Below are 23873 nucleotides of genomic sequence, written 5' to 3'. Positions count from 1 at the left end.
TTGTAGCTTGGCTATCTTTTCAAGCCAAGCTGAATGGAAATTTTTTGTTATCTGATGAGATATGTTCTTCGCTTATTTTAATTGATATCTCTTACCCTTCAACTTCTTATTGAATAATATAAAAAAAATACATATGAATACAATCAAATGTTGTTTATATTTTTGTAATCAATGTGTTTTTAACCAAGAACTTACCATCAAATAGAATTGGTATTCCTTCTCCACTCCATATTGAACCTTCGACCACTTTCATAGCTTGAATATGAAGATGAGGAAATTCAGTAAGACCGGAATTACCTACATTAGCTATATGTTGACCTTCATTTACAAAATCTCCAACTTTTACTTTTATACTATCCCTTTGAATATGTCCAATTACAATATTTATTCCTTTACTCTGAATAACGATGTTGTTACCCACATTGTATGGATGGTTGCCTGAAAAAGGCTCCTCAGTATCTCTATTGTCTACTACTTCAATAATTGTTCCATTACAAGGGCTATATATAGCTTCTTTATATATAGCATATTTTTCTATTTGTTTTGGCAATATATTTTTCGCAAAACTTCCAATAGAATTAAGTTTCACAATATCTGTGGCATATTGCATTGACTTATTAACATTATTTTTTGTATGCGAAGAACCGGCAAAATGATAGTTAATCAAACTACATTTTTTGCTATTGCCACCTTCAAATACATAATATCTTCCACTTTTAAAAGGAAACGCAAGACTTATTGCAGTCCCATTGTAAGATACTGCAGTTATTGACTTTATTATAAAATGTATCATGATACCTGTAACCAACAAGTAAATAAAAATAAAAAATCCATTATTATATACAAACTTTGTAACATTTTCTTCGTATATAAACGGTAGTGTTGCCATATCTGAAATTGATAAAACAGAAACTATAACATATAAAATTCCAAATAAATACCTTAAATAGTAACAAATAAAGCCCCAATAACCTATAATAAAGATTAGTAGCATATATAAACCACAAATTACTATCTTCATTAACCATATTAATTTACTGCTATCTTGTCCAATTAGAATCCATCCTAAAAAAAATAAAGGTATTACTATTATACTCATAAAAAAGAAAGCTAAAGCTGTTATACGATTTACTTTCATATTCTACATCCTTTCAAAGTTTAAATATATATATTTTTTACCATGGTCTTAAGGTGAGTTCTATGTTAATACGCAAAACCTTACTAGAATAAATGCGTACTATCACTTTTTTATTAGCGGAACTAAAATATCCGGTGCGTAGTCTTTTCTATATTTCTAACGCTAAATGAATTTTATTCATTTTTGCATCTTTTAATTCTGGCTTAGCTTTACAATACCATTTATATGCTAGTTCTAATCCCTGGTATAAATCAATTTGTGGCATATATAATCCATCTGCTTCAGCTTTTTTTGTATCTAACAAATATGTAACATTCCTAAAAGGAAAATATTCTCTTGCACTTATATTTATTTTTCTATTATCCACTTTCTTTATATTTACTTTTCTATTCACTACCTTCATAGTTGTTTCAACTAACTGTTGCCAAGTTACTAACTCGGGATGAGTTACATTATATGCTTGTCCTACTGTTTTATCTTTATGTATAGCACTTTCAAATATTTTAACTAAATCGCTTATATATACAAATTGTGTCTCTTGATTTCCATTTGGTATAGGAACATCTAACCCCTTGGTTACCCTATCAAACAAATAGGTTTCTCTATATAAATTATTATCTTGTCCATATATGTAAGTTGGTCTAAATATAGTTATAGGAAATTTTCCATCTTTCCATAGTCCTAATAAATAGTCTTCAGCTTTCTTTTTATCTAATCCATAGCTTCCCCAATTTGCATTTTCACCTCGTGTAAATTCTTCTGTAACCATCTCATCTGAAGGTATATACACTGACCCAGAACTGCAAAATACATATCTTTTTAAATTCTCTTTATTTAAAATTCCAATTAATTTTTGCATATCTTTCATTTCATATGCTGAGGTGTCAAAAATATAGTCATATCTTTCATTTGAAATATTTACTTTTAAATCTTCAATTGATTTTCTATCACCTTTTAAATGTTTTCTAATTCCATCATATTTAAGAGGCTTAATCCCTCTTGTAAATATATCCACGATATATCCTTTTGATATCAAATATTTTGTCAATGAACTGCTTACAAATTCAGTTCCACCCATGACTAAAAATTTCATACTTTATTCTCCTCTTTAATAAAAAATTACTCTTAACATTGCTTTTGACAACGTTCATGAACCTTAGCAAGACGCGCTTAGTGAAAAAATGTGCCTTGCTGGCAGTAGAATGATAACATATATATAGATTGCATTAGAATAATATTCCGATATAGTGATAAATGTTATTCTGTACTACACAATAGTTAAATACCATACTATGCATTTAAATCAGATTTCAGTATGGAATACAATGCTAAGTCATAAAAACATCCATTCTTATTGATTTTTACCTGCCTCATAATGCCCTCAAACTTCATTCCAGCCTTTTGCATCACCCTACCTGACGCTGGATTTAGAGTGTTATGTTTAGCTTCTATTCTGTTTATACCAATCTCTTTAATCATATAGATGATAACAGCTTTTAAAGCTTCCACCGTAATCCCTTTTCCCCAGAATAACCTGCCTATATTGTATGCAACATCACATGAGTAGTATTTATCCTTCAAACTCATTAGAGAAATTTGACCAATTATTTCACCAATTTCTTTTAATTCAATTGCCCAATTGTAGCAATTATCATATGCATAAGTATTAATCCAGTCTTTAACAACTTGCTCTGTTTCACTCAATTCGCTATGAGGATCCTTGCTAAAAAATTTAAAAACTTCACTATCAGTTGCCCAATTCTTATACATATATTCCGCATCACTCAGTTTAAATCTACGCAATATAAGCCTTTCAGTTTCTATTTGCTGTGTACCCTTATGCGTTAACATTTTTATTACTCCTTTTTATAAATACCTCTTATTTCGCCTTAATTATAAATGATAATGCCGTTGCAGTTGGTGTAAATAGATGTAATATTCAAACATATGTGTCTATACATAGATATAAATTTTTCTAAGTCTTAATCCTCCTTTTAACCATTAATTCCGTTTATCTCAATAAATTAGACTATGTTTAAGCACGATGTTGTTAATATGACAATTTTTAAAGGAAGTCATTATAACTTCCTTTAATTTACATTTTACGAGTATTATGAAGTAGTTTGTTTTATCAAAACAATTTGTTCTTTTTTGTTATTCCATTCAATTTCCACTTTTAAACTATCTTTATTCTTATATTTTTTTATGTTTCCATTTATTTTATCATCGTTGTCAGTTTGTATAATTAATCCACCAACTTTATCATGACTTTCAGTATATTCACCTATTCCGTTACTTGTATTTCCTGATATCCACTCTGTTACAAATTTAATTTCCATAGGTTTTTTGTCATTACCTAAGTATTTTATAAGGGTTTTACAAGTTCCACCTGTGTTATATTCAACACTGGCTTCCCATTCATTCCCTTTCCCTGCATAAACTAATTTATTAGTATTGTTGCTATTACAAGCAACAGTTGTCAAAACTAAAATAGTATAAATGATTATACCAATAAATTTTTTCAATATTTACGCCACCTTTCATAAATAAATTACTCCGCCATATTATATCCTCATTAAATTATACAACATATTAATATGATTATTCAAATATTTAACATAATTATATATAAATTGCTTCTCTAATTTTAAAATCCTTTAATTTTGTATCAGAATGAGACTTGTGTGACTGGACTAATAAATATTTGCTTTTTACAGTATCCTTCTGTATGCTTCATTCTACCGTTACAGATTAACTCTGTCACAATGTTTCCTACCCTATCAATCGCACATAGTGCACAAACTTGCTGTTTTGATATACCTCTTTTTCTTTTTTCAAGCGGACTACTCATGTTGCTCTTAACTCCACGTCTATGAGGTTCTCGTGGCATTATAAAAGTGGTGCTTTTCTTATGATTTCCTTTAAATGACTCCCTAAAAAATGCCTCGTCAACTTCTATAACTCCACCAACATGACCAACACCCATATATACTCTGATAGCATCTAAAAACTTATGCCTCCAATAAAAAGATGTAGGTACACTAATCTCAACTATCTCTACACATTTCCTTATGGAATAACCATTAATCATACATTTAGAATATAATATCCACTTTTTAATGTATTTTTTGCTATTGTAGCATGGTGAACGTGTAAAGTCAGTGAAGGTCTTTCGGCATGACTTGCATATATATCTTTGTTTACCTTTGAACTTTCCATATCTTGATACTTTATCATATCCACAGCAAGGGCAGACCTTTCCCTTGGAAAACCTATCTTCGTTTGTAACCTCAGTAGCAAATGAACCTAATACAATAACTTCTTCAAGGTAGGCTAATATTTCTTCTTGTCCTGTTGTTCCTAACGCTTCTAAATCCTTTTTTACAGAGTATACACTCGGCATAATAAGACCTCCGTAATCCTCCATATAGTCTTATTATACCGTATTATTTAAATATATACAATTTTAACATCTTTATTAAACATAGCCATAAATTAAAGTATATACTATAAACCTAATTTTACATCCGAATTTTCAAAGTAGATTTTGTTGTCAAAAACAAGTCCTATTCCTATCAATCTTCCATCAATATCTTCAATAACAAATTCATAAGAACCATAATCTGTTCTTCTTGGTTCTTCTACCATTTTAACCCCTTTTGAAAAAAATTCCTGATAAATCATGGTTACTCCGTCAATTGTATCGGGGTCTATGTAAACGTAATAGCCTACGCCATATCTTTTTGCATTTGACTCCACTTTTCCAAATTTTGATTGTACAATCACTAATTCAATCGAATCCCTGTATATAGTTGCAAAGTTGTCAATTTTATCATAATGTTCTGCATACTTAAATCCAAGTTTTTCAACATAGAAGTTTACTGTCTTTATAATATCTTCCGAAATTAATACTGGACATATATTTGCTAATTTTACATTTTTCATAAAAATAATCCCCTTTATATTTATATCTTAAGAATACAAATTGGAACTTTAGTCACATCATAAAATTACAGGCTGCTATATAAATATTATGCTCATTATCTCACAGTAATTTTTCATATAGTCTAAACCAGTTCAACCCGTAGTTTCCAAGTCCCAAGTCAACTGTATCAATATATTTAAAACCACATTTTTCATACAGCCTAATGGCAGGGATATTATCTTCGTAAACATCCAACCTGATTGATTTAGCTTGGGACTCAATGCTGTGTTCAATAGAAAAGTCCATTAATGCTTTGCCTACACCACATTTCAAAAATTTTGGATGCACTACAAATGTATATACAACAAAAATATCTGCATAGTCAAAATCAAATCCCCATTTAGCTTTATAATATTCAGCTTCAGGTTCATGGCCTAAAATAACAGAACCAACAATTTTTCCATTATGTTTTGATACATAGAGATTGCCATGTTTAACTCCATCAATTGCATTTTGCCGAACAGGGTATATACCCTTTTTCCACCCAGGATAGTTTACTCCTTTTGCCAAGTGGCCATTTAAATCGTTATAAAGCTGTTCTAATTCACCAATATCTTTTGCTTTTCCTAATTCAAAAATGATATCCATATGTGTATCCCTCCAATTAATAGTAATCGTAATAACCTACAACTGTGTCTTAAAAGATCATTCCAAAATCCCGTTTCTTGATACCGTTTTTTCAACATCAGTTCAGCCTAATATTCTACCCTTGTGATTCAAAATTACTAGTATTTGAGCATTTTCTGTAGAACCTACAGTATATTTAATAAATCTAATGATTTAGTAATCCTATAATCTTCTTTATAAGGAATCGATCTTGGTAATATATATTCATCTGTAGCAATCCAAGCACAATCCATTCCTATCTGCTTAGAGCATAATACATCAAATGGTTGATCTCCTACATAAAGACAGTTTTTTGCTTCCAAAGCAAGTTCATCAAGGAGAATTTGCATTATACGTATGTTTGGCTTTGCTACACCAACAATATCTGAAATAACTATAGATTCAAAGTGTGGAGCAAGACCGCATGTCCTTAAATAATCCATTAACCAAGAATAATGATTTGATACAATAGCTAGACGATATTTGCTTTTCAGCACGGTTAAAACATTAATGACGTCAGGAATTATTGTCATTTCTTGTTTTGGCATATGTATCTTACTTAAGTCTATCAAATGCTTTTTATTACAGATGTTTTTGTTAGTAACACATAATAGTGCAGCTTTATCTAACAAGGCATTTAATTCTTCATCAGACATATGTGGCTCTCCGCATTGCTCTTTTAGAGTTTGTTCTCCTATAGACCAATTTACTACTCTTGAAATTTCTTTTGCTTTTTCTTCAGGAACTTCGAAACCAAGACCTCGTAACCTATCTCCAAAAATCCGAGCATAATTTGGACTATACTCAACAAGTGTATCACTAACATCAAATATTATGGCTTCATATTTCATACATAATTACATCCCTTCCATTAGATTAAGAACATAGTATTTTTAAATTCCACGTGCAATGCAACACTCAAAGCCTATTAACCAAAATAATCCCCTACATAAATATTCGCGAGTTATATAAAAACTTTCTTCAGTGTTTTAGATCATGTTCCTTGTTGCCGACGTTTCTGAACCTTAGCTCGACGCGCTTGGTGAACGAATGTGCCTTATCGTTGGTTTATGATTTTTTGGGGTTAAACCATACTTGAGTATATGACGATACCTTATAAAATCGCTCTCTAGCCAAGGCGAACCGCAACAATTTGTTATACGTAGTTTTAGCTACCATGCTTTAAGCAAAATCTACTCCAGTTATCATTAATCAATTATTTAATAATATTTTTTAAAACACTTAATAAGTTCTCACTACTTTCTATCATAGGAAAATGACATGAATTTGATACTATTTCAATATCAATATGCTTCTGAATAATTGGATTTATACCCAATTGACTTATTACTATTTCTTTATTATTAATGCCTCTATCACCATATATGAAATGAATATTGCTGTTCGCCTTATTAATCATCCAAGTTAAATCTAAATTTTGAAGTTTATTTCTTAAAATTGGTGAATAGTATTTAGATTCTTGATTTAGCATATTTGTAACGTTTTCTTTTATAGTATCATTCGTATCTTCCATTAATAAGTTCTGAAAAAATTTCGCAGGACTTGTTATATAAGATTCAATTAATACAATATGTTTTAAATTTAAATTTTTTAAAGTAGAAAGATGTAACGCTATTAAACCTCCCATACTATGTCCAACTATAAAATCATAATATTCATCTTCAATAATAAAATTATCTTTTACCCATGTTGAAAAATCAGAGATATTATTAAAATAATTAGTTAAATTTGTTGGCCATTCTATAAACTTTATGTTATTTTTATCATCGCGGAAACTTTTCTCGATATTTTCCCATATCCACGGCTTACATCCATACCCACATAAAAATAAACCTTTCATACCATTTTTTCTCCTTTACCTTTAAATAGATTTTAATTAAATCATTTTTATCCCGCAGTAATTTATTTAAAAATGTTGGATGTAATCCTGCATACATCTCCATGTCATAATCAAGTTGTTTCTGTTGTATAAGTTTACCACCTTTATTTAAGAATTGTATCTTGATACAATATAAATGCTCCCACAGTTTTAAACGCATTTAAAACGCTTAGATCAAACATTTTAATATCCCCCCTATTTCTTTTAAATCACTATTTTTTATGCGGAGTTATAACTTACATAGACATTTTCTTATACAGAGTTTTAGCCACTACACTTTGAGCAATACTTCAAACCTCCTATTGGTGGCAACGGACTGTTTTACAACTGCAAATAATATGAAATTAGAAATCCCGGTTGAAAGAGCATTAGAATACATTAATCTACCCTCTTATAAATATACAATTATTCACATTTTGAAAAATTACTTATGTGTCGCCTAACGTTTCTAATTCCCAAGGCCGAGAAGCAAAGCGAGACTTCGCTTTGCTTCTCGGCCTTGGCTGTCTTTTCAAGCCAATATGTTCCCACCTTATTTAAAGTGATATGTCTTACCAATCAAATACTTATTGAATAATATAATATTGATGCGATATATTCATATTGAAAATTCATTTCTATGCGTAATTATTAAATTACGCCCTCTGTTTCATTTCCTGATTCATGTAAACTTTTATTATTTTTCATAAATAACTCGGATGCAATGCTAGAAATATAATCAGATTTTATATTTTTCCATTGATCCTTGTCATAAACATACTCTTGTCCAAATACTAAAGAAGATAGTTGCTTTATAATTGAATATGCTGCATATGAATGTGGTATAGACTTGTCATTCTTTGATTGATTTAAGAATTTTTCTATTAAGTTATACGGCTGGGGATTATAAATAAGTTCAATCAATTTTGCCCTGTACTCTAAATTGCTCTCGTTTAAATTTGGAAAATTTTTATAATCACTTAAATGTTGTGCTTCATGCTTTAAAAACCATACTTGAAACTCGGTAGAATTCGTATCTATATTTTCGACTCCATTATTAACGTAATATAGCCCTTCTGGTTTAGCCCATCCCCCTGCATAATGTTTTCCCATTGTAGCAAAATGCGCCCAACTTAACATTAAAAAATCAGTGATAAAGTACACTACTACCTCTTGCTTACCCTCAGGTAAGGACACATTAAACTCTTTCTTCAGAGTATTCTTCCAAATATAAGGTCCTCTAAATGGTGATGTCACTCCACCTAAAAATGAATATCCTTTCTCTTTAAATATATTTTCTAATTCTAACTCTATTTCATCTAAATTAGAATCCTGATTAATGGTTACCAATTTTGACAAACTTGAAATTAAACGGTGTTCAGCCTGTCCTATAGAATTATTAATTAACACAGAACGAAAATAACGCAAATAACAATTTAATACATCTTTTACCCATGAATCATCTGAGTCAATTTCATAAATTTCATTATCAGTTAAAAAGCGTTTTTCATATTGTTCTATTAACATAAGAATATCATCGTTTTTATCCTTAAATGTTTTTAAATATTCAATGGCTTTAAGTACATTCCCTTGTAAGCACATGGAATAGAATTTTTGCATATCCATATTTTATTACCCCATTTAATACTACATCTTCTATATACTTTTCATCTAATTTTTCAAATATCATTTTCTTACCTCACTTAATAATTTATAAATTCCTTTAAATAATCCATAAAATATGACAAATATTCGCTTTAGTATTAAAAAATTTTAAACACCTTAAAACTCAAACTCTCACCTTATTCTAAGTCAAGTCTATAGGTATACTCGTCATATACAATATCAGTTCTACGCTTTTTAAAGGCCCCTCCTTTTCAGCATAGAACCCCAACTTTTTCAAAACAGCATTAGACCCTGCATTTTCTTGGGCAACCTCTGCTGTAATTTTTCGCCCACCATTACGATATCCAAAATTAATTAAACCTTTAATCATTTCCGTTACCATATTTATCAATCTCCTTTTTTTACACTAATTAAATTTATCTTTGCATTAAATTACTATTTATCTACATATCATATAATTTATCCTTCCTGATTACTTTTTTACAAGCTAGTATTGATTAATAAATTAGTGCGAAACTAAAACTTTAATTAATATGCCATTTCCACTAACGTCTTGTATTTCCAACGTCACTGAACCGGACCATCGGAGCATTTCTTCTAACGTTTCATGTTGGCGACGTTTCCCAACCCTAGTGCGAGCGCACTTGGGCCGGAAAATGTGCCTTGATGGCGGAAAACGATAACCTATATATAGATTATAAACCATAAATTTACACATTGCTACATAAAAAAAGTCCACCATTCAAGGTGGACGGCAACATTTTGTTATGTTTCAGGTAGAGTTAATCCGCACTGTATTTTTTTACCAACACATCGCGATGGTAGGATCATTTCAATTAAGGGAAAAGTCAGCATCAACCTATGCTTGTTATTGAATACTAAGTTTTAATCATGTAAAACTCTTGACTTTATTGAATTTCTTTAGAAATACCATTAATTCTTTCATAAATCTGATTTACTATAACATCTACGGATAACGAGCCATCTATTATAAAATCAGAATTTGGTTTTATTGAATCCAACGCTTCTAAATAAGCTAATCTTCCGCATGATAAATAAATATCTAAGTCTTTTCGTATATTGTCAGAAGAAAGACCTTTAAAATCTCTAAGTATACGCCTAGCCATTGCAATATCGAGTGGTGTATCAATAAATATTGTTAAATCTATATATTCACGCATTTTGTTATGTTTATAAGCAAATGGATAATCAAGTAATATGCAGTCTAATGATAAAACAGGATTAGAAAGCAAAGAGCATAAGTCATTGATTAAAGGTGTCAATTTCCATTCATTATAATCTGCACCTCTCTTAACCCAATCACATATGTCATCGGGAGCATCAAATTCATAATTATCAAAGAATAACGCTTTAGAGTTATACAATTTTTTATTCAACTGAGTTGTAATAGTGGTTTTTCCACCACCTGAAACTGCTGCAATCGCAATTACTAACGTCTTTTTGCTGTCCATTGTAATCCTCCAATTCTAATAATTTTCTTAATAATAAAGGATCCCTTAAAATTCTATTAGACTTGGTCTAAAATTTAAAAAGCCCTGGCGAACCAGAGCAAAAAATTCTATAAACGTATGAATGCCAATAAAAATTTAAATATATTAAAATATAAGCCCATAAGTCCTATACCAGCAATACTACCAGTAATAAATCTTCTGAAATTCGTAGACTCCTTAATGTTTAAAAATTGAATTAACCAATCACAGAACATAATAACTATAAATAAAAAACAAATATATAATTTTAAAACTGTATTCGTTAAAAAGAATGGTATTGCAATAATTTGGCCAAGGTAGACACCTGTACACCTTACGCATACTGGAAATTGCATATCAAAAAAGCGAAAACTTCTTTCGGGCATCTGGTGACATCCACCTGCAGCCCCTAGCTTATAAAAAAATAGCCATGTCCTTTTAATATAATTTGGGTAATCAATGAATTTCATTAATCCATTACATTGCCACAATTAGCACAAACTCTTTTTATTTTACTTTTTCCCATACCGCAAGGTCCACATAATAAGCCTACCCAACCAAAGATTATGAATCCACAACATCCTTTTCCTGCCCCAAAACCCTTTGATTCAGATACTACTTGAATATTTTCACTACCACAATTAGGACATGCCATGACAAGTTCCTCCTTAAAATTACGTTTTATATAGAACTATTCTACATATTGTAAAAAAATCCTTCATAATTCTCCAAAAGCTTTAAAATAGTATTAAAGAATATTGTTCATATTTTAGATTTTACGGGTTAGTTCTATAAATAAATTGTGTCTTAATAAAAACAAACTCATGAACTTTCAATAAATCGCTCTTTTTAACTAAAATTACGTATAACATTTCTTGTTGCCGACGTTCTTGAGCCCTAGGGCGACTGCGCTTGGCAAAAGAATGTGTTTTAGCAGTCTTTTCATGCCAAAACGAACGGGAGTATTTTGTTATAGGAAGTAGATTGCCCCTCTTCACGAATTTTTTTATATCGAAGCAATTATTTATTTATTATAGTAGCTCCACAAGTTTCCTCATAGAATTCTATTGGACCAGCCTCATCAATAATGGCATATTTATATCCATCATTTTTCATGTTATTTAAGCAACTATGTAAAATTGAGTACCCTACATTTTTCTTTCTGTATGCCTTCTTTATTCCCATTGGTCCAAACAAACCTTTTTTGACTATGTCGTATCCCCCAAACCCAATTACCTCATTCTCTTCAATTGCAATATAAATGGGGATTATTTCTTTGCAAAATCCACTTTTTATGTTACATAGCCATTTATTATTAAATTCTTTTTCTATAAAACTGAACAATTCGTCTGTATCTGAAAGAGTTGCTCTCTTTACAATGAAAGATGTGGATTTAAAATTAGGCTTAACATAATTTATTAAAGATACAGCTAAGTCGCGAGGGGTCGTGGTTATATCTAATATTAATTCTCTTTCCTCATAACTGAAAAAATTTCTAACCTCATTATCCGAAACAAATATCGCCTTAATGATATGTCCTTCATTCAAATATATCTGCCCATACAAATTCATAATCGTTTCTGCCTCTTTTAAAACTTGAATTGTTTTATTGGAAACTTTGCTATTAAAATAGTGATGAATATATTCTTTACCATCAAATTGTAACTGATTTGAGATTTTCATTAATGAATTTACATCTATAGGGAACTTAAGATTTAATTCACCCAATACGCCTGTTTTCACTTGTAGCGCGGCAATAAATAGATGGATGGGATATAAAATTGCTCTATTATCATTATTAATTAAATTTTCTGCTAATGAAAAAATTCTCTGTAGTCTTTTGGTTAGTTTAATCTGTTCCATATTATCCCCTTTCTTAAAATACAATTGAAAAATACTTCATTAACTAAACCAACATAACTCTTTGGTTTCGCTTATAAAATAACGCCATTATGGATTAATTTTTGTAGCTGTACTAATTTTTATTGCTCTAAAGAATAAAAATTGAGGTCTCTTAGTTAGTTTATCATAAACCTTTGGCTGCTCTATTCTAAATTGTTCTATTGGCATAGGTTCTAATAATTTATCTATCCTAAATCCATTTTCTATAACTGCAGAAACTATCTTATTCAAAGGTCTCCTGTAGAATTGAACTTTAATTTTGCCTTTATGTGTTTCCCACTCATCATCTATAATCTCTGTAGAGAAGTAATTGTCCTTGTTAAAAACTGTAAAGTCCATAAAAGGATGATGGACTGAGAAAATAAGTTGCCCATTCTTCTTTAGAATTCTATTAAATTCACTCATTACTAAATCCCAATTTTTAATGTAGTGAAGTGTTAAAGATGATAACACAACATCAATAGACTCATCCTTAATAAAGTCTAGTGGTTCGTTCAGGTCAGCCCTTATAATTTCAGCCTTATCTCCAACTCTCTCTTTAGTCATTTTTATCATGTTAGGACTAAAATCTAATGCTATTACACTTGCCTCATTTTCCAGTAACCACTTAGTGTACCACCCTGCCGCACAGCCTGCGTCTAAAACTTTCTTTCCTTTTACATCTGGAAGTAAAGATAAGGTTGCAGGTCTTTCATAATAAGCATTGAATGGTTTTATATCAACATATTTAAAATAATATTCTGCCATTTCTTCATATGATTCAAGCGAAACTGAGTCTTTATTTATAACATGTGTTTGTTGTTGTAAATTATCCAATATATTTGCACCACCTTAATTCGTAATAATTTTAAAATATTCATTAATAAAAAAGCTTAAAGCGAAGTAAACCTTTTATAAATATGTCATTTCCTCTAACGTCTCTTACTCCCGGCATTTACCAGCCTTAGATAGCTCTTATCTTAGGCTGGCAAATGTGCGCAGCGAAGGGGAGTATTTTGTTATGAGATGTTTTAGGCCTTGCACTTTCTATCAAGCGATCATAACTCCAGCACCTTCTGTCAGCAACCGAACAGCTCAAACCGCGGCTTGCTGCTTCAACTACAACGACTTTTCCACTCAACTTTAAATCCATCTTAAGCAACACCTCATCCATATTACAGTTTTGGTAAAGTTTTTATAACTTGTGAATTGGGGAGCATAAGGCAATTGAAACCTCAATTCCCTTGGAAACAGCGGCAATCGCGAATACTGCAACTGGACTGAGTGAATTCGAAACTAAACTACCTACCATCATGCCAAGTGGCATAGCCAGGCGGGTAAACACACGAGAGAAACCAAGCACTCTTCCTAACATATTCGAAGGGACAGTTTCCTGCCGTATCGATGTCGAAAGCGTGTTCCATGCCACATTGCAGATTGTAACGATACCAAAGGCGATTCCTGGACCTAGCCAAAATCGTGTAACTAATGCATATAGAAAACCACATGTGCCTACAATTAAAAGTATAGGTATAAGTACTCCCCGTCGAAAATAGCGTTCCAAAGGAACTATAATAATACTTCCCACTAAACCACCAAGTCCAAGAAACGCGTAGTTGTAGCTAATTTGGGCCGCATTTAGATGGAGTGTGGAGAGGAGATAGAACATCAAAACTCCATAGGCTGCACTGTACCCAAAGTTGCCAATCATGGCCTGTAGGGAGAGACTAAAATTCAACTTGTCATGAATTAAAAAATGCAGTCCCTCCCCCATTCCATGAAAAATCTCGTTTAATCGCGTTTTTGCAACCGGTTTTACCAAGGTCTTTATTCTCCATATAGCCCATAATGTCCCTGCGAAAGATACGACATCAAACCATAACGTACGGTAGCCTCCGAGAGTGGTTATCATAATACCGGCAAGAATAGGACCAATTAAATCACCGGCTTGATTGACTAATTGATACGATGCATTTGCCTTAGTAAGGTTTTTATTGCCTACTATATTGGGGATAACAGCTACAACCGACACGTCAAAAAGTAATGACAACCCTGCCAAAAGAAATGATACAACATAGAGTTGCCAAAGTTGCAAGATGCCCAGCATTTGCATGAATGGAACGAAAGCGACTAGAATCGCTCGTGTTACATCAGCGAAGATCATCAGTCGTCGACGATCCCAGTGATCAACAAACATGCCAATTATTGGACCAAATAACACAATGGGCAATACACTGACTGCATACATTGAGCCCATAACAATAACTGAATGTGTTAGTTCATATGAAATCCACGGTATGGCAAAGGTGTAAAGTGCGTCACCTAATCTCGAAACTAGCTGTCCAATTAGGAAAATAAGAAATTCAAGGGGCAACTGTTTCGAGATAGAATTTCCCAATCGTTGTGGAAGCAGTCTTAGAACTGAACTATGTTCATTCTTCGATTCTTTAAAATATTTATTATACACTTAATCACCTCTTATTAATTACTGTATGCTCTCGAAAACTCTTAATCCATTGATATCTCTAAACTTATTTTTGTATAAAAGTCAACTTCACCTCAGAATTTCTTCAAGCATTATCAATTTATTTTATTGAAAATTTAAAGAATAACACTTAATTTATCTACATATCATATAATTTCTCCTTACTGATTACTTTTTTACAAGCTAGTATTGATTAATAAATTAGTGCGAAACTAAAACTTTAATTAATATGCCATTTCCACTAACGTCTCATATTTCCAACGTCACTGAACCGGACCATCAGAACATTTCTTCGTAGGCGGTGACTGCACTCGGTGAAGGGATGTGCGCACCAAATGGAATTTTTTTGTTAGAAGATATGCCCTATTACACCAAAGCTACTAGTGTTTTCATTTTAAGATTCATTTATTTTAACCCTATTATATTTTCCTAATCGAGAGCTTTCTTTAAATAATTTAAGCATTTATTTACTTCAGTAAAATTAACAGTCCCATCTTCCAAAAGAGATTTGCTTTCAAGAGATAGCGAGCCTTTAAAATTCACTTCTTTTAACTTATTAAATAAGCATATAAAATCTATATCGCCATCTCCTGGCAAAAGATAGTTCTTTAATGAATCTACTGAATACGCTTTCCCTTTATAATCGTGAATATGTAAATGTGTAATGCATTGTTTCTCCCATAACCAATCTGTATCAAAAGTCTTCCATAATAAATCATGGTAAGATATCATTCTAAGATCCAATACAACTTTTGTTTGAGGATATACATCTACAAGTTTTTTCAAATTGCTTATTGGGTCAGATTTTCTACACGGTACCGTCTCTACAGCTAAACATATTCCATATTTATCAGCTATATTTAAACATTCCTCAAATGCAATAATATTATTTTGAAATTTATCATCTGATAGAGGAAGACCCCATAAATGTAAAACCATTAATTTTGCGTTAAGTTCTTTTGCAACCTCACAATTCAGTTTTAATATATCAATTCCATTTCTATAATTAATAGTATTTAATTCAGTAATAAGCGTGCCTATATCCTTATCAGCATGTACTACTGGGAATTTCAATCCACTTTTATATAACTTATCCGTTATAGTTTCAATTTCACTATACCAGTTAGGGTACATAACTAATTCAAGGCCATCAGCAGATAATTTTTGACCATCTTCTAATATTATTTTGTAATCAGATTGATAAGGATACTCAGTTATAACTCCTGTTGAACAAAAAACTCTGTTCCTTTCCTTCATGAATAACATCCCCTTTAACTTTGAAGTAATTTTATGGTTTACATATAAAACTCATAGGTAGAAGTGATTTTTAATAAATGTGGCATGTCTTCTAACGTTTCTTGTTGCCGACGTTTCCAAACCCTAGTGCGATCGCACTTGGGCTGGGAAATATGCCTTGGTATTGGGTTAAGTGCTAACCTATATATAGATTATAAGTAATGATTTTACATGTGGCTACATAAAAATAGTCCACCAGCCAAGGCTGGCGGCAACATTTTGTTATGTGATGTTTCAGGTCTTGCATTCTCTATATAGCGTTGGATTTCCACTAATCCATTCATGATTTAACTGATTTTGTGCGGAATTCACCTACATATTAAGTGGGTGATGAATAGCACATCATTATAAATAGTTCGATACTATTTATAATGATTATTTTGTAAGATTGGTTATAATAGTAATGTATAAATGTTCTTTGATAAACTGAATATATAAGGTTGCAGAGAGAGAATATAAAAAAAGCGATAACCAAGATATACCTTCTCTGCGTAAAGTATTCAAGGTTCCATTAATGAATAAGGTTTGGTTCTACCCAGTTAGCGTGATGAATTTGTCCTAATTAGAGGATATTATCCACGAAGCTCCAACCTCTGAGGTGGGAGTAAGTTTACTTGCCTATATATGAATTATGCAACTTAATAGCAACCATAGATTATATTAATTTGGGAATATAAAGCGAGTATCTATTATGTAAGTACTCCTTCTCTCTAAACAATTCATACCTTGAACCAGATAAAACAAAACCAAGGCTTTCCGCAAGACGGATTGACCTTTGATTTTCAATATAAATACATGCATTTATCTCTTTTATGTGCATAGAGTCCATGGCGATTGCGATGATCTCTTTCATTGCTTCTTGCATATAACCATTTCCCCAGAATTCTTCTTTGAGGTCATAACCGACTTCAATCTTACAATCTTTCTGATTCCAGCAATGAAACCCACATGTTCCCATTTTCATGCCATCTGATTTCCGCACGATAATCCAACGGTGTTGCAATCGTGATTCAGGCTGTATATAAAATGTAATGATTTCATCTGCACCTTCCATGTCAGTTACTGGCTCCCTATCAAATAGGTATCTAGTCACTACATCATTTGAAAACTGACTGAATATAAAATTTCTATCGTCAATAGCTATATTTTTAAGAAATAATCTTTCTGTTTTTATATCATTAAATAACATTCTAATCCCTCCAATTAATTATTAGTATTAATTATATAATAAAAACCAATGTCACTTATCCGTTATATTTAAATAGCTAAAAATCATTAACTGCGTAAGATAATTTCAGGTAAACCTGAAATGTCACACAACATTTCTTACTCCCGACGTTTGCCAGCTTTAGATAGCTCCTATCTTAGGCTGGCAAATGTGCGCAGCGAACGGGAGTATTTTGTTATACGTAGTTTTAGCCACTACACTTTAAGCTGAGTCTACTTTCCATATATTTATACTTGTTTCGTAATAAATGAATTTTCTGTAAAATAGATAAAAAACGAACCTTTATGTGTATCTTTTACCAATAACCTTTACCTTTACCTTTGCCGTAATGAAATTTGTAGTTGGTATATAAAATTTTATCTGCTAGTTCATTATTCTTTATTTCTAATATCATAACAGAATCATTTGTTTTTTCTTTACCAAGAGCATCAATAAAATATGCATCCCTCTGAAGAAATGTATATCCTAATACCTGATATAATTTATAGGCATTATGTTTTCTGTCAACACATAAACATGCAACATCACAATTTATTTCATATAGTTTTTCAATGGCTTTTTCTGCCAACACTTTTCCGTATCCATTTCCTCTATATTGAGGCAATATTGCCAAAGCTCCAAAGCCACCTAAAATATACTCTTCTCTGTCATATTCGGCTTTCCTTTTATGTATGCCGACACTACCAATTGCTTTATCATTATGATACATAAGAAATTTTCCAAGACTAACATCAACAAAATCTAGTTCGCAATCTTCATCAGGAACATCTGCAAAACATATATTATTTATTTCCGTTACTTCTTTATTTTCTTTTTCACTAATATTTTCAGTAAGCAAAAATCTTATTTCCATTACCGTATCCTCCCGCTTTCAGTCATTCAATACAAATAATTTTCATTCATATTATCTTACTATTTCGTTTAATAAAACCAAGTCCAAAAACTTCTAAGCTATTTTATTATGTGCCGTCCCGTAGCCACTACATTTACGATACACAGCTAATTTAAAAACTGAAATTCTAAAAAAAATTATTTTAAAACACTCTTCTCATTTATGAATATCCATTTATTTTAAATTTTTACTTGTATGCAACCATCCATTTTGATATTCTGCATTATTTAACGCTTCAATAACTTTATTTGAATTTTCGTCAACACCCTCAAGGAAAGTGTTTATTTCTATGTCGTAGATTTCAGATTTATGTACATACTCTAACTGTTCTTTAGCCTGTCCGATATTTCTATCTTCCCTTGCTTTTCCCCTTCGGTCTAGTTCCTCCATAGGACAATGTACACCAACAAATAAAACTGGATAATCGGATAATACCTTGAAGCAATCTTCTCTTGTGAAATCGTCATTTAAAATATGATCTACTACAAGATTAACACCTTTATCTGAAAACATTGCAATTGTACGATGAAAAAAGTACCCTGTTTCAACAGGTATTAAGTGATTATTTTTTCTATCTTCCATTCTATCTATAAAAATATCAAAATCATCTATACTAATGTGAAAATAGCTAGGCATCATTTTAACCAATTCATTTGATAATGTTGATTTTCCTGAACTTGAAACTCCATTTAGAAAAATGATTTTCCCTTGATTCATTTTTCATCTCCTTATTAACCTATATTTTCCAAACAACTGCTTATAGTTTTTAATCTCGTATGTTTAGCACGCTAATTTAAGTATATTTAATCTTTGAAGGGATACTTTTTTAATATCACTTCAATCTCTGTTTTCAACAATAGTGAAAACTCTTCACTTATTAGATTAATAAGTTCTAACTGTTTATTAAATAGTAATCTTCTAAAATCTTGACCTTCTATTCTATTTCTAACCTCATAATCACATGCCATTTCAAAGGTAATGTCTTTAAAAGTCGAATATAATAACTCATCTAAGTTTTTAGTAACTTGATGCTTGATCTCCTGTCTTTTTTCTGAAATAACATAGTGATAACCACTCTTTTTCACTCTAATTTCTGGTCTAGTATAATCTTCATTTACTCCAAATGTGGGCAGATGATATATGGGCGTGTTTATTTTAGAGTGCGTATTATTTTGTGAATGGATTATTCTTATAATTCTCCACATTCTTCTTCAACCCATATATATGCTCGTACATCATGTTTAGGGTCAAATCCAATTGTTTTTGCTAATAGCTGTGATTCAATACGGTATGGCCAGGTACACCAATTTGGTATAATATCTTTTTCAAGAAGTTCTGAAATTAAAGTTATTGAAGCTATTTTTGCATATCCATTTCCACGAAATTCAGTTTCTGTGGATACATCCAATTCTGCATAGTTTTTGCCCAGCATAAATGCTGAATAAAAGCTAACACAAGTATCATTTTTAAATACACGACAAACTGGATAATCTATAGTAGATCCACATTCATGCTCGTAAAAGATTTCAGTGCGCACCTCATCATTATGCTTCATTTCTTTTTTACACTTGTTAAATTTTTTTAAATTCAATGAAAATATTTTTCTTCCATCTTTAATTCCATTATGCCTATCAAATACTTTATCCAATATAGAATACCACTCTTCATCTGGGCAAAATACAATTGCCTCTTTTTGTCCCATTCCTTTCAATAATTCATCAAATAATAATTGATGAATTTGCTCTGCAACACCTTCTGACTTAGGATTGCCCGCTATAAAACTAAAATCAAATGGGGTTACTAAAAAGGCATATTCACTCTCAACCTCATTATCAACATATAGTTCCCCATTATACTGTCCTTCCAATGATGATTATATAACAGGGATATTATCCTTATACCTGCTAAACAGATTTTCATAATTAATCTTATTTTTTTCAATTTTAATCATATCATTCTCCTAACATAGAATATTAATAATTTTTTTTCGTTATAATCTACAATTGCGTCTTAAAAAGACCATTTCCACTAATCTGTGAGCAATCATTTTTTTGTCGTAAATTCCGTATAACCTCTGGCTTGCCGAAGTGACCCAGAGCTACAGGAGTTTAAGCAAACTTACATAGCTCTTATGTTGTTTTATTAAACTCCGACTCGGTTAGCTGGGGCATTTACGTGAATCGTTAACGGAATGTGCCTTGGCTATGGTTTATAATTTTCTAAGTTTGAAATATGCACTTGCATGTATAGATTGTCTTTACTCAGAGGATTCTCCAGCCAAGGCGAACGGCGACATTTTGTTATACGGAGTTTTAACCCCTACACTTTAAATAAGACTTATTCCGGCTTGCAATAAATTAATCTTGTATTTTTATAAAACTAATAAATTTATCTCCTTGAAAAGTTAATTCTCCAACATCGCCTATATGATGCTTCTTATACTCTTTACGCGGAAGTGAAAATTGTATTATTTCCTCATCTTCAAACTTGAAAGATAACAAGTATATAATAGAGGAGTTTACTAAATAACGTCCTTGACTAAAAATTACATCTGCTTTATCATCTATTATTATCGTTTTATATGTACATACCTCATAAGTTAGTTGCCTAATAATCCATGGTATTCCCCAAACGATTAGTATGAAAAAAAGCACTGGAATACCAACTAAAACGAACATAAGATATATCACAGTGAACTTTTCATTAGAATTCATATTGTAACTCCTTCTCATAATGTTTGTCTTGATAGTAATTCATTTTTTTACTACGTCTCAATTAGTTCAAAACCAATAACTTATGAGCAATCAATTTCTTGTTCTAAATTCCGTATAACGTCTCGTATTTGCGACGTAGTTTTAGACATACTACTTTTGAACAATAATATTCCATTTAGTGTATGGAAATGGATTAATTGAATGATGAATATTTTCTTCTATATAAGTAGTAGCAATATCTACAAGACTGACAATTCTCCATTTTCTAAATAAGTCTCTTATTCCTTGTTCATCAAAATAGTGGTGTGGAATTTCTGCTTCAGGACCGTCTTCCCTAACAAAAGTGTTTTTTTCTATTTCTTTTCCCCTAAGGTCTGCCCTGCCTGATTTTGTGGAAAGCAATGATACCATGAACATACCATCAACACAAAGGGTTTCATATACAACGTCTACAGCCTTATTAATATTACTAATGGTGTTATGGTGTAGAGCATCCCAAAAAATAGCGCCATGAAAATTAAATCCTGTAAATGGTCTATCAGTAAATATGCCCTCAAGAATTTTTATAAATTTATATACTTCTGGCTGTGGTAATGCTGATATAAATTCTTCATTTAGAAACAATTCATTCCATGTTGCCATTAATTGAACCTCCATTCTCTAATAAAAAAATCAAGTTATTACATAAAAATTAGCTATTAAATTCACTAAAATCAACTATAAAAATTTTTAAGCTGTCACTCTGCTTATCTAAAATTACGTATAACGTCGCTAACTCCTGACGTTCTTGAGCCCTAGCGCGACCGCGCTTGGCGAGTGAATGTGTTTTGGCAGTCTATTAATGCCAAAACGAACGGGAGCTTTTTGTTATAGGAAGTGGCAACTCTCTATATTATGGTATTAATCCCATTTAATCAACTATTCGTTATTATAAACAGTAATCACTCATAGCGAAAATTTCTTCTGAACTCATTTCAATCATATTTTTAACGCCAATTTGCGGATAGCATTTTCTAAAACAATCAATAACTTTATACCCAAAGAAATAGCCTGTGCACCAAGGTATTCCTGCTTCATCATCACCAAACATATATCTGCTATAATCAAAATCAGTCTCATTCAACCCTTTATAATAATACTTATTCCACAATTCCTTTTCTTGTTCTTTTGATATATGAGAGATCCATGTAGGATTTAATGTTGGGTTAAGGATTTTTGCGAATGCATCTGCTTGTCCATCAATTAACATTGCTTCTATGAAACTTCCAGTCCCCCCTCCTCCATGAACCACATGCCAGTAATTCCCCCACACAGTATGATGATATTCATGCGCAAATACATATGGAATCCATTCCATATAATCCTGAACAAAAGGATTAACATTTATTAAAATATTACCAAATACATTAACTCCCCAGACACCATTTTGCCGTTCTTTAACAATAGAATTTTCATCATCTAATGGATAGATTGCAATTACGATAGGATCCTCATCGTAATTAGGAAGTTCATTCACAACTTGCATAAATTTACTCTTAATCTCATTAAGATTTATTTCTTTCATTAATTTGAGCTGCTGTTTCAATTTACATATATCCTTTATTGGTTTTGGTTTTCGATCAGACATATCAAATGGTGCCCAATGACTAATTTTCTCCCAGTAAGGCTGAATGGCATATTTATCCCATAATATTTCACAATCTACATTTTCTTTTTCCATCTCCAAAATGTAGCCATCCAAATTCTCGTAAACCGCTATTACATCTAATTTCATTTCATTCTCCTTTTAATATGATTGTTATTAGTCCGCAGTTAAAACCATGATGTCATAGTCAGTAAGTTTGAATATTACTAAAACAAAATATGGAGGCTACAAAGAACCGCCCCGGCATTGCCATTTCCGATAGCGTGCAAAACCCACTAATCCATTCATGATTTAATTTCTATATATGAATTATGCAACTTAACTGCAACCATAGATTATATTAATTTAGGAATATAAAGCGAGTAGCTATTATGCAAGTATTCCTTCTCTCTAAACAATTCATACCTTGAACCAGATAAAACAAAACCAAGGTTTTCTGCAAGACGGATTGACCTTTGATTTTCAATATAAATACATGCATTTATCTCCTTTATGTGCATAGAGTCCATAGCGATTGCGATGATTTCTTTCATTGCTTCTTGCATATAACCATTTCCCCAGAATTCTTCTTTGAGGTCATAACCGACTTCAATCTTACAATCTTTCTGGTCCCAGCAATGAAACCCACATGTTCCCATTTTCATGCCATCTGATTTCCGCAGGATAACCCAACGGTGTTGCAATCGTGATTCAGGCTGTATATAAAATGTAATGATTTCATCTGCACCTTCCATATCAGTTACTGGCTCCGCATCAAATAGGTATCTATTCACTACATCATCTGAAAACTGACTGAATATAAAATCTCTATCGTCAATGGCTATATTTTTAAGAACTAATCTTTCTGTTTTTATATCATTAAATAACATTTTAATCCCTCCAATTAATTATTAGTATTAATTATATAATAAAAACCAATGTCACTTATTCGTTATATTTAAATAGCTAAAAATCATTAACTGCGTAAGATAATTTCAGGTAAACCTGAAATGTCAGGCGTTCCTGAAT

28 protein-coding genes are annotated in these 23873 nt (G+C 31.5%); all 28 read right to left on the bottom strand.

Annotation, left to right across the window (positions count from 1 at the left end):
- Positions 1–154 precede the first annotated feature (154 nt).
- The 28 genes from G9F71_RS12925 to G9F71_RS12790 all read right to left on the bottom strand — a co-directional run bounded on the left by G9F71_RS12925 (position 155) and on the right by G9F71_RS12790 (position 23734).
- Positions 155–1138 (bottom strand): M23 family metallopeptidase, encoded by a 984-nt coding sequence (locus G9F71_RS12925; protein WP_164951548.1) that lies wholly within the window; start codon positions 1136–1138, stop codon positions 155–157.
- Between the two features lie 148 nt (positions 1139–1286).
- Positions 1287–2231 carry an NAD-dependent epimerase/dehydratase family protein gene (locus G9F71_RS12920; RefSeq protein WP_164951549.1) on the bottom strand — a complete coding sequence of 315 codons (945 nt, stop codon included), beginning with the start codon at positions 2229–2231 and terminating at the stop codon, positions 1287–1289.
- A gap of 197 nt (positions 2232–2428) precedes the next feature.
- Positions 2429–2989, bottom strand: coding sequence for a GNAT family N-acetyltransferase (locus tag G9F71_RS12915; RefSeq protein WP_164947286.1), 561 nt, complete (start codon positions 2987–2989; stop codon positions 2429–2431).
- A gap of 260 nt (positions 2990–3249) precedes the next feature.
- Positions 3250–3663, bottom strand: a complete 414-nt coding sequence (locus tag G9F71_RS12910; RefSeq protein WP_164951550.1) for a hypothetical protein — start codon at positions 3661–3663, stop codon at positions 3250–3252.
- A 143-nt stretch (positions 3664–3806) separates the two neighbouring features.
- On the bottom strand, positions 3807–4541 hold the full coding sequence (locus G9F71_RS12905; protein WP_164951551.1) for an IS1595 family transposase: 735 nt from the start codon (positions 4539–4541) through the stop codon (positions 3807–3809).
- A 104-nt stretch (positions 4542–4645) separates the two neighbouring features.
- On the bottom strand, positions 4646–5083 hold the full coding sequence (locus G9F71_RS12900; protein WP_164951552.1) for a VOC family protein: 438 nt from the start codon (positions 5081–5083) through the stop codon (positions 4646–4648).
- A 100-nt stretch (positions 5084–5183) separates the two neighbouring features.
- Positions 5184–5711, bottom strand: a complete 528-nt coding sequence (locus tag G9F71_RS12895; RefSeq protein WP_164951553.1) for a GNAT family N-acetyltransferase — start codon at positions 5709–5711, stop codon at positions 5184–5186.
- 164 nt (positions 5712–5875) lie between these two features.
- A complete protein-coding gene (locus G9F71_RS12890) occupies positions 5876–6580 on the bottom strand; it encodes an HAD family hydrolase (protein WP_164951554.1) in 705 nt (234 codons plus the stop codon).
- 365 nt (positions 6581–6945) lie between these two features.
- The gene (locus G9F71_RS12885) at positions 6946–7590 is read right to left on the bottom strand and encodes an alpha/beta hydrolase (protein WP_164951555.1); all 645 of its coding nucleotides are present in this window, start codon (positions 7588–7590) and stop codon (positions 6946–6948) included.
- Positions 7556–7789, bottom strand: coding sequence for a hypothetical protein (locus G9F71_RS12880; RefSeq protein ID WP_164951556.1), 234 nt, complete (start codon positions 7787–7789; stop codon positions 7556–7558). Before G9F71_RS12880 ends, G9F71_RS12885 begins: the two co-directional genes overlap by 35 nt.
- Positions 7790–8259: 470 nt before the next feature.
- The gene (locus tag G9F71_RS12875) at positions 8260–9228 is read right to left on the bottom strand and encodes a hypothetical protein (RefSeq protein ID WP_164951557.1); all 969 of its coding nucleotides are present in this window, start codon (positions 9226–9228) and stop codon (positions 8260–8262) included.
- Between the two features lie 187 nt (positions 9229–9415).
- Complete coding sequence (locus G9F71_RS12870) at positions 9416–9616, bottom strand: GNAT family N-acetyltransferase (RefSeq protein WP_164951558.1); 201 nt, start codon at positions 9614–9616, stop codon at positions 9416–9418.
- A 526-nt stretch (positions 9617–10142) separates the two neighbouring features.
- Positions 10143–10706 carry a hypothetical protein gene (locus G9F71_RS12865; RefSeq protein WP_164951559.1) on the bottom strand — a complete coding sequence of 188 codons (564 nt, stop codon included), beginning with the start codon at positions 10704–10706 and terminating at the stop codon, positions 10143–10145.
- Between the two features lie 107 nt (positions 10707–10813).
- Entirely contained in the window at positions 10814–11110 is a 297-nt protein-coding gene (locus tag G9F71_RS12860; RefSeq protein WP_224626683.1) for a DUF2085 domain-containing protein, read from the bottom strand.
- Between the two features lie 83 nt (positions 11111–11193).
- Entirely contained in the window at positions 11194–11379 is a 186-nt protein-coding gene (locus G9F71_RS12855) for an LITAF-like zinc ribbon domain-containing protein (RefSeq protein WP_164951561.1), read from the bottom strand.
- Between the two features lie 365 nt (positions 11380–11744).
- Positions 11745–12587, bottom strand: coding sequence for a GNAT family N-acetyltransferase (locus G9F71_RS12850; RefSeq protein ID WP_164951562.1), 843 nt, complete (start codon positions 12585–12587; stop codon positions 11745–11747).
- 87 nt (positions 12588–12674) lie between these two features.
- A complete protein-coding gene (locus tag G9F71_RS12845) occupies positions 12675–13442 on the bottom strand; it encodes a class I SAM-dependent methyltransferase (RefSeq protein ID WP_224626375.1) in 768 nt (255 codons plus the stop codon).
- 358 nt (positions 13443–13800) lie between these two features.
- Entirely contained in the window at positions 13801–15072 is a 1272-nt protein-coding gene (locus tag G9F71_RS12840) for an MFS transporter (protein ID WP_202017995.1), read from the bottom strand.
- A 447-nt stretch (positions 15073–15519) separates the two neighbouring features.
- Positions 15520–16347: a sugar phosphate isomerase/epimerase family protein gene (locus tag G9F71_RS12835; RefSeq protein WP_164951563.1), complete on the bottom strand. Its 828-nt coding sequence runs from the start codon at positions 16345–16347 to the stop codon at positions 15520–15522.
- Between the two features lie 694 nt (positions 16348–17041).
- Positions 17042–17575, bottom strand: coding sequence for a GNAT family N-acetyltransferase (locus tag G9F71_RS12830; RefSeq protein ID WP_164947276.1), 534 nt, complete (start codon positions 17573–17575; stop codon positions 17042–17044).
- Positions 17576–17909: 334 nt separating this feature from the next.
- Positions 17910–18467, bottom strand: coding sequence for a GNAT family N-acetyltransferase (locus G9F71_RS12825; RefSeq protein ID WP_164947275.1), 558 nt, complete (start codon positions 18465–18467; stop codon positions 17910–17912).
- 213 nt (positions 18468–18680) lie between these two features.
- Positions 18681–19223, bottom strand: coding sequence for a chloramphenicol phosphotransferase CPT family protein (locus G9F71_RS12820; RefSeq protein ID WP_164951564.1), 543 nt, complete (start codon positions 19221–19223; stop codon positions 18681–18683).
- Between the two features lie 86 nt (positions 19224–19309).
- Positions 19310–19591, bottom strand: coding sequence for an Imm63 family immunity protein (locus tag G9F71_RS12815; RefSeq protein ID WP_224626372.1), 282 nt, complete (start codon positions 19589–19591; stop codon positions 19310–19312).
- A gap of 104 nt (positions 19592–19695) precedes the next feature.
- Positions 19696–20373: a GNAT family N-acetyltransferase gene (locus G9F71_RS12810; protein ID WP_164951566.1), complete on the bottom strand. Its 678-nt coding sequence runs from the start codon at positions 20371–20373 to the stop codon at positions 19696–19698.
- Positions 20374–20863: 490 nt separating this feature from the next.
- Positions 20864–21220, bottom strand: coding sequence for a DUF2500 family protein (locus tag G9F71_RS12805; protein WP_164951567.1), 357 nt, complete (start codon positions 21218–21220; stop codon positions 20864–20866).
- Positions 21221–21370: 150 nt separating this feature from the next.
- Complete coding sequence (locus tag G9F71_RS12800) at positions 21371–21862, bottom strand: hypothetical protein (protein WP_164951568.1); 492 nt, start codon at positions 21860–21862, stop codon at positions 21371–21373.
- 286 nt (positions 21863–22148) lie between these two features.
- The gene (locus G9F71_RS12795) at positions 22149–22994 is read right to left on the bottom strand and encodes a DUF2268 domain-containing putative Zn-dependent protease (protein WP_164951569.1); all 846 of its coding nucleotides are present in this window, start codon (positions 22992–22994) and stop codon (positions 22149–22151) included.
- A gap of 206 nt (positions 22995–23200) precedes the next feature.
- A complete protein-coding gene (locus tag G9F71_RS12790; RefSeq protein WP_164951570.1) occupies positions 23201–23734 on the bottom strand; it encodes a GNAT family N-acetyltransferase in 534 nt (177 codons plus the stop codon).
- Positions 23735–23873 lie beyond the last annotated feature (139 nt).

It is taken from the genome of Clostridium sp. FP2, assembly GCF_011065955.2.
In the GTDB taxonomy this organism is placed as follows: Bacteria; Bacillota; Clostridia; order Clostridiales; family Clostridiaceae; genus Clostridium_AD; species Clostridium_AD tagluense.
The sequence above is the reverse complement of the archived record's forward strand: the minus strand, read 5'-3'. Positions and strand labels throughout refer to the sequence as shown.